This window comes from Pseudomonas sp. LB3P58 (assembly GCF_054897895.1).
Window position 1 is genome coordinate 1,814,208 of sequence record NZ_JBUBVE010000001.1, and the last position, 14,270, is coordinate 1,828,477.

General features: G+C 61.5%; 17 protein-coding genes. All 17 read left to right on the top strand.

Features of this window, described 5'->3' with window-relative positions; translation table 11 throughout:
* Positions 1-8: 8 nt before the first annotated feature.
* The gene (locus tag ACYZTZ_RS08455; RefSeq protein ID WP_461997815.1) at positions 9-665 is read left to right on the top strand and encodes an SCO family protein; all 657 of its coding nucleotides are present in this window, start codon (positions 9-11) and stop codon (positions 663-665) included.
* On the top strand, positions 662-1,300 hold the full coding sequence (locus ACYZTZ_RS08460) for an SCO family protein (RefSeq protein WP_461997816.1): 639 nt from the start codon (positions 662-664) through the stop codon (positions 1,298-1,300). The genes ACYZTZ_RS08455 and ACYZTZ_RS08460 overlap by 4 nt, the downstream gene beginning before the upstream one ends.
* A 9-nt stretch (positions 1,301-1,309) precedes the next feature.
* Positions 1,310-2,860, top strand: coding sequence for a cytochrome c/ABC transporter substrate-binding protein (locus ACYZTZ_RS08465; protein WP_461997817.1), 1,551 nt, complete (start codon positions 1,310-1,312; stop codon positions 2,858-2,860).
* A 15-nt stretch (positions 2,861-2,875) separates the two neighbouring features.
* A complete protein-coding gene (locus tag ACYZTZ_RS08470; protein WP_461997818.1) occupies positions 2,876-3,829 on the top strand; it encodes a peptidylprolyl isomerase in 954 nt (317 codons plus the stop codon).
* Positions 3,830-4,050: 221 nt separating this feature from the next.
* Positions 4,051-4,584, top strand: a complete 534-nt coding sequence (locus tag ACYZTZ_RS08475; protein ID WP_056746566.1) for a response regulator — start codon at positions 4,051-4,053, stop codon at positions 4,582-4,584.
* Positions 4,585-4,668: 84 nt separating this feature from the next.
* A complete protein-coding gene (locus ACYZTZ_RS08480) occupies positions 4,669-6,375 on the top strand; it encodes a GspE/PulE family protein (RefSeq protein WP_056746568.1) in 1,707 nt (568 codons plus the stop codon).
* A complete protein-coding gene (locus tag ACYZTZ_RS08485) occupies positions 6,356-7,159 on the top strand; it encodes a hypothetical protein (RefSeq protein WP_461997819.1) in 804 nt (267 codons plus the stop codon). Before ACYZTZ_RS08480 ends, ACYZTZ_RS08485 begins: the two co-directional genes overlap by 20 nt.
* 1 nt (position 7,160) lies before the next feature.
* Positions 7,161-7,706 carry a pilus assembly protein gene (locus ACYZTZ_RS08490; RefSeq protein WP_461997820.1) on the top strand — a complete coding sequence of 182 codons (546 nt, stop codon included), beginning with the start codon at positions 7,161-7,163 and terminating at the stop codon, positions 7,704-7,706.
* Complete coding sequence (locus ACYZTZ_RS08495) at positions 7,693-8,241, top strand: GspMb/PilO family protein (protein WP_129443230.1); 549 nt, start codon at positions 7,693-7,695, stop codon at positions 8,239-8,241. Before ACYZTZ_RS08490 ends, ACYZTZ_RS08495 begins: the two co-directional genes overlap by 14 nt.
* On the top strand, positions 8,241-8,762 hold the full coding sequence (locus ACYZTZ_RS08500; protein WP_461997821.1) for a hypothetical protein: 522 nt from the start codon (positions 8,241-8,243) through the stop codon (positions 8,760-8,762). Before ACYZTZ_RS08495 ends, ACYZTZ_RS08500 begins: the two co-directional genes overlap by 1 nt.
* Positions 8,759-10,594, top strand: a complete 1,836-nt coding sequence (locus ACYZTZ_RS08505; RefSeq protein WP_461997822.1) for a secretin N-terminal domain-containing protein — start codon at positions 8,759-8,761, stop codon at positions 10,592-10,594. Before ACYZTZ_RS08500 ends, ACYZTZ_RS08505 begins: the two co-directional genes overlap by 4 nt.
* A gap of 2 nt (positions 10,595-10,596) precedes the next feature.
* Positions 10,597-11,070 carry a type II secretion system protein gene (locus ACYZTZ_RS08510; RefSeq protein ID WP_461997823.1) on the top strand — a complete coding sequence of 158 codons (474 nt, stop codon included), beginning with the start codon at positions 10,597-10,599 and terminating at the stop codon, positions 11,068-11,070.
* Between the two features lie 4 nt (positions 11,071-11,074).
* Entirely contained in the window at positions 11,075-11,449 is a 375-nt protein-coding gene (locus tag ACYZTZ_RS08515) for a type II secretion system protein (RefSeq protein ID WP_056746582.1), read from the top strand.
* The gene (locus ACYZTZ_RS08520) at positions 11,424-11,960 is read left to right on the top strand and encodes a type II secretion system protein (protein ID WP_461997824.1); all 537 of its coding nucleotides are present in this window, start codon (positions 11,424-11,426) and stop codon (positions 11,958-11,960) included. The genes ACYZTZ_RS08515 and ACYZTZ_RS08520 overlap by 26 nt, the downstream gene beginning before the upstream one ends.
* Positions 11,961-11,964: 4 nt before the next feature.
* Entirely contained in the window at positions 11,965-12,357 is a 393-nt protein-coding gene (gene csgE, locus ACYZTZ_RS08525) for a curli production assembly/transport protein CsgE (RefSeq protein ID WP_461997825.1), read from the top strand.
* Positions 12,354-12,773 (top strand): curli assembly protein CsgF, encoded by a 420-nt coding sequence (locus tag ACYZTZ_RS08530; RefSeq protein WP_056746587.1) that lies wholly within the window; start codon positions 12,354-12,356, stop codon positions 12,771-12,773. The genes csgE and ACYZTZ_RS08530 overlap by 4 nt, the downstream gene beginning before the upstream one ends.
* 31 nt (positions 12,774-12,804) lie before the next feature.
* Complete coding sequence (locus ACYZTZ_RS08535; RefSeq protein ID WP_461997826.1) at positions 12,805-13,671, top strand: CsgG/HfaB family protein; 867 nt, start codon at positions 12,805-12,807, stop codon at positions 13,669-13,671.
* Positions 13,672-14,270: the final 599 nt, after the last annotated feature.

Below are 14,270 nucleotides of genomic sequence, written 5' to 3' on the forward strand. Positions count from 1 at the left end.
AGTTCGACATGAACCGATTCGCACACCGTGGACTGCTGACGTTCTGCCTGCTGGCCGCCGGTATCGGCCAGGCCTTGGCCCACTCGGCGGATGAACACGCCGGTCACGAAATGCCGGCCAGCAGCGCCCGTTCGGAAAGCGCCCAAATCAAGTTCGCCGACGTGACGCTGGTGGACCAGAACGGCAAAGCGGTGCGCCTGGAAAAAGACCTGGTGACCAACAAGATTGTGGTCATGAGCTTCATCTACACCAGCTGCACCACGGTTTGCCCGGTGGTGTCGTCGATCATGGGCAAGGTGCAAAAACAGCTGGGTGCCCGGGTCGGCGGCGAAGTGCAACTGGTGTCGATCAGCATCGACCCGCAGCGCGATGACGCCAAACGCCTGAACGACTACGCCCGCCACTTCCAGCACGGCCCGGGCTGGAGCTGGCTGACCGGCAGCTCGCAGTCGATCAACGAAACCCTCAAGGGACTGGGCACCTTCAGCGGGGACTTCAAAAACCATCAGCCACTGATTCTGGTGGGCGACGGCAACAGTCGCCACTGGACCCGCTATTACGGCTTCACCGACCCGACGGTGCTGGCCCGTGAAGTGGAGAAACTCAGCGGGCAGCGCAACGTCCACGCCAAGCACACGGCCATCGCGATGGAGCAGCAGCCATGAGAGCCCTCGACTGGATCGCCCTGACGGTTTGCTTTTGCCTGTTCAGTTCGCTGGCGTCCGCCCACGAAGGGCACAAAGAGCCGGCACCTGAGGTGTCCGCCGTTGCCGCACCGCCCGGCTTGGTTACGAGCTCTGGCACCCGCGATGCGAAAACCTGGTTCACCGACACGCCGTTGCAGGACCAGAACGGCGAGACCCTGCGCTTCTACAGTGACGCGCTGCAGAACCGCGTGGTGCTGCTCAATGTGATTTTCACGAGTTGCAACGATGCCTGTCCGCTGATCACCCGCAAGCTCAAGGAAGTGCGTGAGTTGCTGGGCGACAAAGCTGACGGCATCACGTTTATCTCCCTTACCAGTGATCCGCTGCGCGACACGCCAGCGGTACTCAAGGCTTACACCTTGAAGCAGGGCGTCGATGGCCCCCACTGGCTTTTTCTTACCGGCGACAAGGCACAGATGGACCTTGTATTGGGGCGCATCGGCCAGATCGTACCGACCCCCGAACAGCATTCAACACAACTGATCGTGGGTGATGTGGCCAATAAACGCTGGAGCAAAATCCGTCCCGATGCCCCGGCCGCCGCCATTGCCCAGCGCTTGCAGTTGCTGACAATGCCCGTGGCCGGTCGTTGAGCCCGCACCATGAGAACTTCACTCGCTCTCGGCCTGCTACTGCTTGGCGGCCTGCATTTCGCCGCTGATGCGTTGCCGCTGAGCCCTAACGAAAGCGCCGGTAAACGGCTGTATCGCGAGGGTGTGTCCGCGAGTGGCGAGCCGATCATGGCGCGGGTCGGGGCGGCGGACATACTGTTGCCCGCCACCAGCCTGCCGTGCGCCAACTGCCACGGCGCCGATGGCCTCGGGCGGCCCGAAGGCGGGGTGCGACCGCCGGATCTCAGCTGGTCGCGGCTCACCAGCACCTACGGCCAGCAGCACATCAATGGCCGTGCGTACCCGGCGTACACCGAAGACACCTTGGCGCGGGTTATCCAGGAAGGGCGTGATCCGGGCAACAATCGGCTCGACCCGGCGATGCCGCGCTTCGTCCTGTCGATGAATGATCAGCGCAACCTCACGGCCTACCTCAAACGCGTGGCCGAGGACCGCGACCCCGGCCTGACCCCCGACAGTCTGCACCTGGGCACCTTGTTGCCAAGCCAGGGGCCGTTGAGCGAGGAGGGCGCCACGGTGGCAGCGGTGCTCCGGGGCAGCGTGGCGCGAATCAACGAAGCGGGCGGGATTCATGGCCGGCAGTTGCGCCTGACCATCGTCGATCCGGGCCCGGACCGCGCCAGTGCCGAGCAGGCGCTGGACCGATTGATCGAGCAGGAACAGGTGTTCGCCCTGATCGCGCCGCTGGCGCCGGCACTGGACTCGGACCTGGCCGCGCGCCTGGAACGGGCCGGCATTCCGCTGATCGGACCGCTGTCATTGCTGGGCACGGCGCAGGCCAGTCGGCAGATTTTCGAACCGCTGCCGGGGTTGCGCGAGCAACTGATCGCCCTGGCCGATTACGCCACCGTTAATTTACGGGTGCTCCAAGGACCGACGCTGATCACTTACCCGGACGAGCCCAGTCAACGATTGGCAGCGCAGAGCCTCGGCCAGTACTTGCAGGATCACGACTGGCAAAAGGTCAGTCTGAAAGTCTACGACTCGGCGCAAGACGAACTGCCACTGGGCTCGCGGTCGGTGTTTTACCTGGGCAGCGGCGGCGGTTTCAGTCGCCTCGCCGAGCGCTTGCAGGCGGCGGGGCAGGTGCCTTATCTGTTCGCCGCGTCGAACCAGGTGGCGGGTGATCTGTTGCAGGTGCCCAGTGATTTTTCCCGGCGGGTGTTTCTGGCTTATCCGTTCGTGCCCAGTGACTGGACTCTGGCCGGACGCCTGGCATTGACCCAACTGCGCGAACGCCAGGGGCTCGGCGGTCAGCATGCGATGTTGCAAGTCGGCGCGTTCAGTTCGATGTTGCTGCTCAGCGAAGGCATGAAACAGGCCGGGCGCGACGCCAGCCGCGAGAAGCTCATCAGTGCGCTGGAAGGCCTGCATGACTTCGATACCGGGCTGACCCCGCTGATCAGCTTCGGTCCGGGCCGCCGCCTCGGCTTGCGTGGCGCGCATATCGTCACCGTGGACTTGCCCGGCCAGCGCTTTTATCTGGTCGCACCCTACAAACCCATTGCCGCTACACCCTGACTGGAGGTCTCGATCATGGCGCTCAAGACTCTGTTGCTCCTGCTCACGCTGTGGGTTCCCGTGGCGTTCTGCAGCAATGGCCCGGCCGCCGCGCGGGTCAATGGCGAGGAAATTTCCGAGCTTCGCCTGGAGCGCTATTTCGCCGAATACCTGGAGGATCAGGGCCGGGCGGTGGGCAGCCTCCGCAACCCCAAGGCCTACAAACACTTACGTCAGGCGGCACTGACAGCCTTGATTGACAAAGAGTTGCTGTGGCAAGAAGCCGTCAAGCGCGGGGTGGTGGTCAGTGACGCGGTGGTGCAACGTCAGGTCGATCAGACCCGGCAGGCCATGGGCGGTGCCGACGTGTTCGCCCGACGCCTGGAAGACGCCGGTTTCGACGAAGTCGGTTACATCGAGTACACCCGCCGTGAGCTCGCGGCCCAGCAAGTGTTTGCCGACCTCACGCAGGTCGCCGGGCCTGACGAAAAACAGGTCCGCGCGTTCTATGAAGAGCATCGCGCCGAGATGAACCGGCCGGAACACATCCAGGCACGGCACATCCTGATCAAAGTGCCCCAAGGCGCGGATGCCGCCGCGGTTGAAGCGGCCCGGCTACGCTTAGAGGAGATGCGTGTGAAAATCAGTGCGGGTGAGGACTTTGCCAGCGTGGCCCGGGCCGATTCCGAAGATGCTTCCGCCAGCGAGGGCGGTGATCTGGGCTATTTTCCTCGTGGACGGATGATGCCTGAATTCGAAGCCGCGGCCTTTGCCCTGGCACCGGGGGCTGTCAGTACACCGGTGCGTACAGCGTTGGGCTGGCATTTGATTTACCTGCAGAACCACTTAGAGGCGACCGATGTCTCAGAGGTGCAAGGGCTTGAAATGGTCCGGGCTTACCTTGCCCGACAGCAACAGGCTCAGGCTCGTCTACAGGTTCTCGCGCAACTGCGATCAAGCAATCGAATCGAACGGGTTGACGATGATTGAGGGTTCCCCCCCAATAGTGGGGAAATGCTTCAAGGTCCATCCGAGTGCTTCCCCGCCTTTGGGGGATGGAGTTTCTGGACGAAATGGTTTTTTCATGAAAATCAAAGACGTGCAACGGTAAAAAACCGACGCTCAGCCTGGCATGAAGTGTGCGTTAGCCTCAGTGAAGGCGCGTACTCCCAGGGCTGGAACATCGGACCTGCGGCTTCAAGGAGTCGACCTTGTTAAACAAAATACTGGTTGTCGAAGACGAACAGCTGCTTGCCGAAAACCTCAAGGATTACCTTCAGGCGCAAGCGCTGGACGTCCGGATAGCTCACGACGGTGCGATGGCAATCGGCGAGGCCGAGCGTTTTTCACCCGATGTGATGGTGTTCGATTACCGCTTGCCCGACATGGAAGGCTTTGAGGTGCTCGATGCTGTCCGCCAGAACAGGAAGTGTCATTTTGTGCTGATTACCGGGCACCCAACCGCTGAAGTCTGTGAGCGGGCCCGGCAACTGGGAGTCAGCCATATCCTGTTCAAACCGTTTCCATTGGCGGAATTGGCCCGAGCAGTCTGCGACCTTCTGGGGATGGAGCGCGAACCCAAAGCAGGTATGAGCAATTCGCAAGGTTTTGTCGAACGACGCCAGAGCAGGTCCGAGAGTTTCCCGCTGCAGTTGTACGACGGCAGTTGGGTGCTGGCAGATCGTCGACGAAACACATCGACCTCCAAGGCACCAGACGACGAACAATTGCTCACCGGGGAGTAGTGGCGCGACAAGACGTTCCGGCTTCCGCCGCAATGGCCTGCCGCGTCGACAGGGCTCAAAGCCCCCGGCGTTGGAGAGCATGCCATGGACCGTCTATTCCTTGCCGTCGAACCGGCGCTGTCGGACTGTGTACCGTCTCGCTTTTCCAGTGAGCAACTGGCCCTGGCACGCTCGCTCGCCGCCAGTTCCGGCGAACGGGTACTGGAAGCCCTCGGGGGGTTATGCGAACTGGCCCCCATGCCCTTCATCCAGTGCCTCGGCGCGACCCTGCATTATCCGGTGCTCGACACCGACAGCCTGTTCAAAGCCACTCCGGTGTTCGACCGGGTAACCCTGGCCCAATGCCTCAAACGCGAATTCATCCTGCTGCGTCACGACGATGCGGTCATTGGCGTCTTTGCCGACCCCTTCGATACTTCACGCCTGGCCTGGATCGACGATTGCCTGCACGGCGCGCCGCTGTACCTGGTGCATGCCGACGACCTGAAGGCCTACCTGGCACGCCACGAAGAGAGCTTCCACGCCGTGGAATCGCTCAACGCCCAAGCCGACGCCAATGTCGAAATCGATACCCTGCAAAGCCTGTCCCTGACCAGCATCAGCGAAGACGCCAGCGTCGTCGTCAAACTGGTCAACTCGACCCTCTACGACGCGCTGAAAATGCACGCCAGCGATATCCATCTGGGCACCACCGGCAGCGGTCTGGTGATCAAGTACCGGATCGATGGCGTGCTGAACAACATCAGCAAAATCCAGGGCAGCGAATTCGCCGAGCAAGTGATTTCCCGGGTCAAGGTCATGGCCGAACTGGACATCGGCGAAAAACGCGTGCCCCAGGACGGTCGCTTCAAGATCGGCATCAGCGGCCGGCAGATCGACTTTCGGGTGTCGATCATGCCGAGCATTTTCGGCGAAGACGCGGTGCTGCGGGTCCTCGACAAACAGGACCTGGCCGACAAGGTTTGCGGCGTGCAGTTGCAAGCCCTGGGCTTCGAAGAAGAAACCCTGCGCCATCTGCGTCGGCTGGCGGCCGAACCTTACGGCATGGTGCTGGTGACCGGCCCCACCGGTAGCGGCAAAACCACCACGCTGTACGCGATGATCACCGAGATCAACCACGGCGTGGAAAAGATCATCACCATTGAAGACCCGGTGGAATACCAACTGCCGGGCGTGCTGCAAATCCCGGTCAACGAAAAGAAAGGCCTGACCTTCGCCCGTGGTTTGCGCTCGATCCTGCGCCATGACCCGGACAAGATCATGGTCGGTGAAATCCGCGACCCCGACACCGCGCAGATCGCCGTGCAATCGGCGCTCACCGGGCACCTGGTGTTCACCACCATTCACGCCAACAACGTGTTCGACGTGATCGGCCGGTTCACCCAGATGGAAATCGACCCTTACAGCCTCGTGTCGGCACTCAATGCGGTGCTGGCCCAGCGGCTGATCCGCCTGGTCTGCGCCAGTTGCAGCGCACCGGCTTACCCGACCGATGAAGAGTTGCGCCTCTCCGGTCTCGATCCGCAACAGGTCGATCACTACCACTTTGTCCACGGCAAGGGCTGCGGTCATTGCCGGGGCACCGGTTACCGCGGGCGTACGGCGATTGCCGAACTGCTGCACCTCGACGACGAGCTGCGGCAAATGATCGTCGAGCGCCAACCCATTTCGAAAATCAAGGCCCTGGCGTGCAGCCGTGGCTTGCGCCTGTTGCGCGAGTCGGCACTGGAACTGGTTGCAGAGGGGCGGACCACGCTCGAGGAGATCAATCGTGTCACTTTTATCTCGTGATCGTTTTGTCGCCGTGCTCGGTGCCAGTGGTGTCGGTCTGGGCCAGCGTCGTGGCAGTGAAACCCTGTGGCTGGGCAGCGCCGGCTTTATCGACGAAGGCTTCCATGCCTGGGCCGTGGCGCTGGAAACCCTCGACCGTCTGCTGGGCGAACACACCCGTCCCGGTGCCGAATTGAGTGTGGTGATCTCCGGGCACTTCAGCCGCTTCTGTCTGGTGCCCTGGAGCGAACAAATCAGCAGCCCTGCTGAATTGCTCGGGTTTGCCCAACTGTGTTTCGAAGACCTTTACGGCGTACCGGCGCAACCCTGGAGCATGGTGTTGTCGGCTGAGCCGGCGGGTTATGACCGGGTCGCCACCGCGCTGCCGCAAGACTTGCTGACGCATCTGCGCACGCTGGTCACGGGGCGTGGCCTGCGCCTGCGTTCGGTGCAGCCGTACCTGATGGCGGCGTTCAATCACTTCGATAAAAGCTTCGACGCCGGCGACTTCCTGTTCGTCGTCGCCGAACCGGTGCGCAGTGTGTTGTTGCTGGCGCGGGAAGGGCGCTGGGCATCGGTGCGTTCGGTGGGCAGCAGCGACAGCGACGTCGCGCTGACCGCGTTGATCGGTCGTGAAAGCCAATTGCAGGCGTCCACCAGCGAGCGACCTCTGAACGTTTACCTGCACGCGCCGGCACGCATTGACTCGCACCCTGACGTACCCGGTGTGCACCTGCGCACCCTCGAAGAACACCGGACATCCGTACGCGATGGCTTGTACGTCATGTCCCGGGCGGTGGCCTGACATGCGCCCCCTGATGCTCGACTTCCAGCCGCGCCGTCGCTCGGGCCCTTTGGGCTGGAGCCTGCTGGTCGGTGGCGTGGTGCTGACGCTGACCTGCTTCTTTGTTCAGCAGCATGTCAGTGAACAGGCCGCGCAACAGCAAGGCCATTTGCAAACCACTCAGCGCGTACTCACCGGCGACACGGGCGGCAAGGTCAGCCTGACCCCGGCCGAAACCCGTGAACAGGCGCACAACCTGGCCGAGATGCGCAAGGTGTCCCAGCAGTTGCGCCGGCCTTGGGAGCGTCTGTTCGCCATGCTTGAAGCCATGCCCCGGGACGACATTGCGTTATTGACCCTGACCCCGGATGCCCGCAAAGGCCAGGTGCGAATCAGCGCCGAAGCGCGGGATCTGGAAGCCATGCTCAACTTCCACCGCAGCCTCGAAGCCAGCGAAGAGCTGTCCGATGTGTCGCTGCTCAGCCACGAAATCGTCGCGAACGTGCCGGAACACCCGGTGCAATTCAACCTGTCGGCTAGCTGGGAGATTGGCGATGCAAATCCCTAGATTGATCGTCCACGAATACCTGCAAGGCTTGGGCATTCCTGGCCTGGCAGGGCTGGCGATGTTGCTGCTGGCGCTGGTGTATGGCCTGGTGGGCCTGATGCCGGACTGGCAGTCGCTGCAAACGCTCAGCCAGCAGACGCGCGAAGCCGGCGAGTACCTGGCCAAAGTCGAAGACGGCAGTGTTGCCGCGCCGGTGGTGCCGCAACGTCAGCTCGACGACTTCCGCAGCAAGTTGCCGTCCCAGCCGCAGGCCACCGTGGCCATCGACAAGATTTACGCGCTGGCGGCGCAGGAGCACATCACCCTGGCCCGTGGCGAATATTCCCTGGGCATCGACCCCAAGACTCACCTGGCCCGTTATCAGATTCTGCTGCCAGTGCGCGGCAGCTACCCGCAACTGCGGCGCTTCCTGCACGCCTTGCTCGGCCAGTTGCCGGCGGTGGTGGTGGAGGACGTGGAGTTCCAGCGTAAAAAAATCGCCGACACCGACCTGACCGGGCGGATCCGCATGACCCTTTACTTGTCGAGGTCATGATGAATACCAAACGCGCAGTGGGTTGGGTGGCGTTCTTCGGTGTGGCGGCGGCGCTGACCTGGTTGCCTGAATACTTCACGTCGTCATCCGAGGAGGGCGATGCGTCGGTGGCCGCCGTGGCCACCCCGACCAACAGCAAAACCCGTGGTGCGCTGCCCGCCGCATCCGCCGGCAAAACAGCGGCAGCGATCAAGGACCTGAGCCCGGCGGGTGACCTGTTCACCGCCCGCAGCTGGACGGCAGCGCCGCAGCTCGCCACCGTCAACGAACAACCCGTCAACCTGACCACGGAGGTGAAAGTCCCCACGGCACCACCGATGCCTTTCCAGTTCATTGGCAAGCTGAATGACCGTTCCGACCTGCAAGTGTTTTTGCAGAGCGGCGAAAAAATATACGTCGTGCGCAAGGGGGATGTGATCGACGACACCTGGCGGATCGAGGGGATTTCCGACGTGGAACTCAGCTTTGTCTACCTGCCTCTGCATTTGTCTCAGACTTTGTCTGTGGGGAGCACGCAATGAACAGATCCCGTTTGCTGATGAACCTTTGCCTTTGTGCAGGACTGGCCGCGTGCAGTTCGGCGCAGGTCGCCAAGCAAGAGGCGACCGACCTGATGGAGTCGGGACAGTACGAAGCCGGACTGGCCCGCATCGAGGAAGGGCTGAAGGAAAACCCTCGCGACACCGAGCTGCATCTGGCCCTGAACAGCGGCCGTGCTCGTGCAGTGACGGCGCTGTTGACCCAGGGCGACATGGATCGCGCCCAGCGTGATTTTGCTTCTGCCCGCCAGGCTTTCGGCCGGGTGTTGACCATCGAACCGAACAACCGCCGTGCCCAGGACTCGCTGCGTCAGCTCGATCACATGCGCAGCCTGGATGAAAAACTCGAATTGGCCCGTGGTGACCTGCGACGCGGTGACATCTACGGTGCCGACCGCCAGGTGAAACAGATCCTCGAACTGGACCCGAATAATGAAGGGGCCCTGGAGCTGCAAAGCAACGTCCGCCTGGTGCAAAGCCGCAACGTGATTCCATACCCACAACTGCGGACCCGTCTCGATCGGCCGGTGACCCTGGAATTTAGCGAAGCCAACCTGAAAACCATCTTCGAAGTGCTGTCGCAGGTCGCCGGTTTGAACTTCATCTTCGACAAGGACCTGCGCCCGGACATGAAAGCCACCATTTTCGTGCGTGACGTGCGCATCGAAGACGCGGTGGAACTGCTGCTGCAACAGAACCAGCTGCACCAGAAAGTGGTGAATGAAAACACCTTGCTGATTTACCCGGACTCACCACAGAAGCTCAAGGATTACCAAGAGCTGGTGATGCGCACCTTCTACCTGACGAGCATCGATGCCAACACCGCGCTGAACATGATCAAAACCATGCTCAAGACCCGCGATGTGTTCGTCGACGAACGCCTCAATACCCTGACCATGCGCGACTCTGAAGACGCTGTCCGCATGGCTGAAAAACTCCTGCAATCGCAGGACCAGTCCAACCCTGAAGTGGTACTGGAAGTGGAGGTGATGGAAGTCGCCACCCAGCGGATTCTCGACCTTGGCCTGCAATGGCCGAACACCTTCGGCGTGGTCAACAGCGACGGCTCGGCCGTGACCCTGCTCGATCAACTCAAAGGCATCAACTCCAGCCGGATCTCCATCTCGCCGTCGCCGCAGGCCAAGATCAACGCCCAGGACAACGACATCAACACCCTGGCCAGCCCGGTGATTCGCGTCAGCAACCGCGAACAGGCGCGCATCCACATTGGTCAGCGCGTACCGATCATCAGCGCCACTTCGGTGCCTTCGACTCAAGGCCCGGTGATCACCGAAAGCGTCACCTACCTCGATGTCGGTCTTAAACTTGAAGTACAGCCGACCGTGCACCTGAACAACGAAGTGGCAATCAAAATCGCCCTGGAAGTGAGTAACGCCACGCCGCTGGAACCGACCCGCCAAGGCACGATTCCGGTTCAGGTCGATACCCGCAACGCCCAGACCACCCTGCGTCTGCATGACGGCGAAACCCAGATCCTCGCCGGCCTGGTGCGCAACGACCATGGCGCCACCGGCAACAAAATCCCCGGCCTTGGCGACATTCCAGGTCTTGGCCGCTTGTTCGGCAGCAACAAGGACACCGTCGGCAAATCGGAGCTGGTGCTGTCGATCACGCCGCGGATCGTGCGCAACCTGCCGTACCAGAGCCCGTCGGACATGGAGTTCACCACCGGTACCGAAACCAGCATGCACATCCAGGCGCCGGACCGTCGGATGGAAGCGCCGATCCAGAACGAACACATCGATCGGCCGGTTGCTTCCACTTCCACCACTGTTGTCGTCGAGAAGCGTTGATCATGAACGCCTCGCAACGCGGTTTTACCCTGATCGAAGTCGTGGTGACGCTGGCCCTGATCGGCCTGCTGGCCGGCATGGCCGCGCCGCTGACCGAGACCGTGGTGCGCCGGGGCAAGGAGCAGGAATTGCGCACGGCGTTGTATCAGATTCGCGATGCCATCGACGCCTACAAGCGTGCATTCGACGCCGGCTACATCGAGAAATCCCTGAACAGCAGCGGCTACCCGCCGAACCTGCAAGTGCTGGTGGACGGGGTGCGCGATGTGCGCAGTGCCAAGGGCGCCAAGTTCTTCTTTTTACGGCGCGTGCCCCATGACCCGCTGGCGCCGGTCAAGCGTGACGACGAAGGTGGCTGGGGCCTGCGCTCTTATGACAGCTCGGCTCAAAACCCGCGGGAGGGCGAAGACGTCTTTGACGTTTACTCCAAGGCGCGCGGCAAGGGGCTCAACGGCATCGCGTACAAGGAGTGGTGAGCATATGCGTCGGGAAAAGGGTTTTACCTTGCTGGAACTGATGGTGGTCATGGCAATCATCGCCACCCTGATGACCATCGCCTTGCCACGCTATTTCAACAGCCTCGAGGTCTCGAAAGAGACCACGCTGCGCCAGAGCCTGTCGGCCATGCGCGAAGCGCTGGACCACTACTACGGCGACACCGGGCGTTATCCAGACTCCATCGAACAACTGGTCGAGCAGCGTTACCTGCGCAATCCGCCGATGGACCCGATCGCCGAACGCAAAGACCTCTGGGTGCTGGTGGCGCCACCTGACGGCGTCCCGGGCGGAGTCGCCGATATCAAAAGCGGGGCCACAGGGAGGGCGCGTGATGGCAGCCTTTATTCCGAGTGGTAAGCCCTCGAACGAGGCCGGTTTCACTTACCTGGGTGTGCTGTTTCTGATCATGTTGATGGGCCTGGGCCTGGCCAGCGCCGGCGAGTTGTGGTCCACCGCGTCGCGCCGTGATCGTGAACGCCAGTTGCTCTGGGTCGGCACTCAATACGCTCAGGCATTGCGCAGTTATTACCGCAGTTCACCTGGCCTGGCCCAGTACCCGAAGGAGCTGGCGGACCTGTTGCAGGACGAGCGTTTTCCGTCGCCCAAACACCACTTGCGCAACTTGTACCCGGACCCGATTGGTGGCGGCGAGTGGACGTTGATGCGCGGGTTCGACGGACGCATCACCGGCCTCAGCAGCCCCTCCACGGACACGCCGCTCAAGCAGGCGGATTTCCCCAGTCAATGGTCGGACTTCACCGGCATGGCGAGCTACAAGGACTGGCAGTTCGTGGCCGAGAAAGCCTTCCTCGATGGCGCGTCCGCGCCCAAAGGCCAATCCAAAACACCTCAGGCGCTGGGGCAGTGATGCCATGAACAGACACTGGCTACCGACCCTGGTCCTGATGCTGATGACGTCCTTCGTGTCGGCTGCCGAAGAAGACGAAATGCTGGGTTTTATCGTCGACGACACGATCTCGCACATCGGCCACGACTTTTACTACTCGTTCAGTGAACGCCTGCGCGCCACCAGCCCGATGGATTTCAACCTGGTGGTGCGTGAACGACCTTCGGCACGCTGGGGCAGCCTGGTGACCGTGGAATATCAGCAACGTTTGGTTTACCGGCGCTTCCTGCCGCCGAACACCGTGGAGTTGAAGGACGAGGCCTATGAGGCTGCCGATCTGGTCCGCGTGCAGATCGTCCAGCGCAAGCTGGAAACCTTGTTGCAAGACACCACCGACCTTGAGAGGGACGAACTATGAACACTGGAACTTTCTCGAAACGCACGGGCATGTGGTTATTGGGGCTGGGCAGCTGTGGGCTGGTCCAGGCCACGGAGTTGGTCTACACGCCGATCAACCCGTCGTTTGGCGGCAACCCGTTGAACGGGACCTGGTTGCTCAACAACGCCCAGGCGCAGAACGATTACGACGACCCTGACTTGAAGAACCGTACCAGCGCGGCCGGCACGTCGGCCCTGGAGCGCTTCACCAGTCAGCTGCAATCACGGTTGCTGGGGCAGTTGATGGACAACATCTCCGCGGGCAATGCCGGGAGCCTGACCACCGACGCTTTTGTTGTGAACGTCATCGACGACTCCGGTGCACTGACTATTGAAGTGACCGACCGAGCGACCGGTGAAGTTTCCGAAATCCAGGTGAATGGCCTGGCCCCTTGACGGGGATATGGATCGATGGGGAGTCAAGGACATGAAAAAAATAATAGCGCTAGGGCTGATGTTGGCGGCATTGCAAGGGTGCAGTTTGCGCGAGCCGATGGGGGCCGAGCAGGACACCGAATCACCGACCCTGACACCTCGGGCGTCGACCTATTACGACTTGCTGAACATGCCACGGCCCAAGGGCCGGTTGATGGCGGTGGTGTATGGTTTCCGGGATCAGACCGGGCAGTACAAACCGACCCCGGCCAGTTCGTTTTCCACCAGCGTGACCCAGGGCGCGGCAAGCATGTTGATGGATGCGTTGCAGGCCAGTGGCTGGTTTGTGGTGCTGGAACGTGAGGGGCTGCAGAACCTGTTGACCGAGCGCAAGATCATTCGCGCCTCGCAGAAAAAGCCGAATACGCTGGTGAATATCCAGGGTGAGTTGCCACCGTTGCAGGCGGCCAATTTGATGCTTGAGGGCGGGATTATTGCCTATGACACCAACGTGCGCAGCGGTGGGGAAGGGGCGCGGTATTTGGGGATCGATATCTCCCGGGAGTATCGGGTGGATCAGGTGTCGGTGAACCTTCGTGCTGTCGATGTGCGCAGTGGGCAGGTGTTGGCCAATGTGATGACCAGTAAGACGATTTACTCTGTCGGGCGCAGTGCCGGGGTGTTCAAGTTTATCGAGTTCAAGAAGTTGCTGGAGGCTGAGGTCGGGTACACCACGAACGAGCCGGCGCAGTTGTGTGTGTTGTCGGCGATCGAGGCGGCTGTGGGGCATTTGCTGGCGCAGGGGATTGAGCGGCGGTTGTGGCAGGTGGCCGGGGATAATTCTTCGCCTGATAACAATGCGACGCTTGACCGCTATTTGACTCAGAACAAGGTTGCGCCTGAGGGGGAGGAAGAGTGAGCCGAGGCGGCCTTCGGGCCGACTTGGCTGTTTCAGATGTACCCCGATCAACTGTAGGAGCCGAGCTTGCTCGCGAAGGCGGCCTGACAGCCGACCAGCCTCCCCCAGATGTACCCAGTCCAACTGTGGGAGCGAGCCTGCTCGCGAAGGCGGCCTGAAAGCCGACCTATTTCTATCAGGTGTACATATCCATTTCTGCGGTAACGGCCGCTAATGGTTTCGCTCTTACAGCGAGTCACTTTTTCAAACGACAAAAAGTAACCAAAAGTCTTCGCCCCGAGCGTCCGGCCCCTCGCTTAGGCTCGGCGTTCCTTCGCTCCGGTGTCCATCTGGGGGCATCGCCTCCGGTCGGCTTCGCTTCGACCTCCTCTCGATGTGTTCGACTTCGTCGAACGGCGCTGCGCGCCTCCCCCCAGATGAACACCTCCACTCAGCCTCCCGATGGGGCGGGCAGATCAACATCAAAAGCCAGATCAAGATCAAAAGCCAGATCAAGATCAAAAGCGGCAAGCGAGCTAACGCTCGGCCTGTTGAGTGGTGAGAAGCGAAAGGCGTGCCCGATCCATTGTGGGAGCGAGCTTGCTCGCGATGGCGGCCTG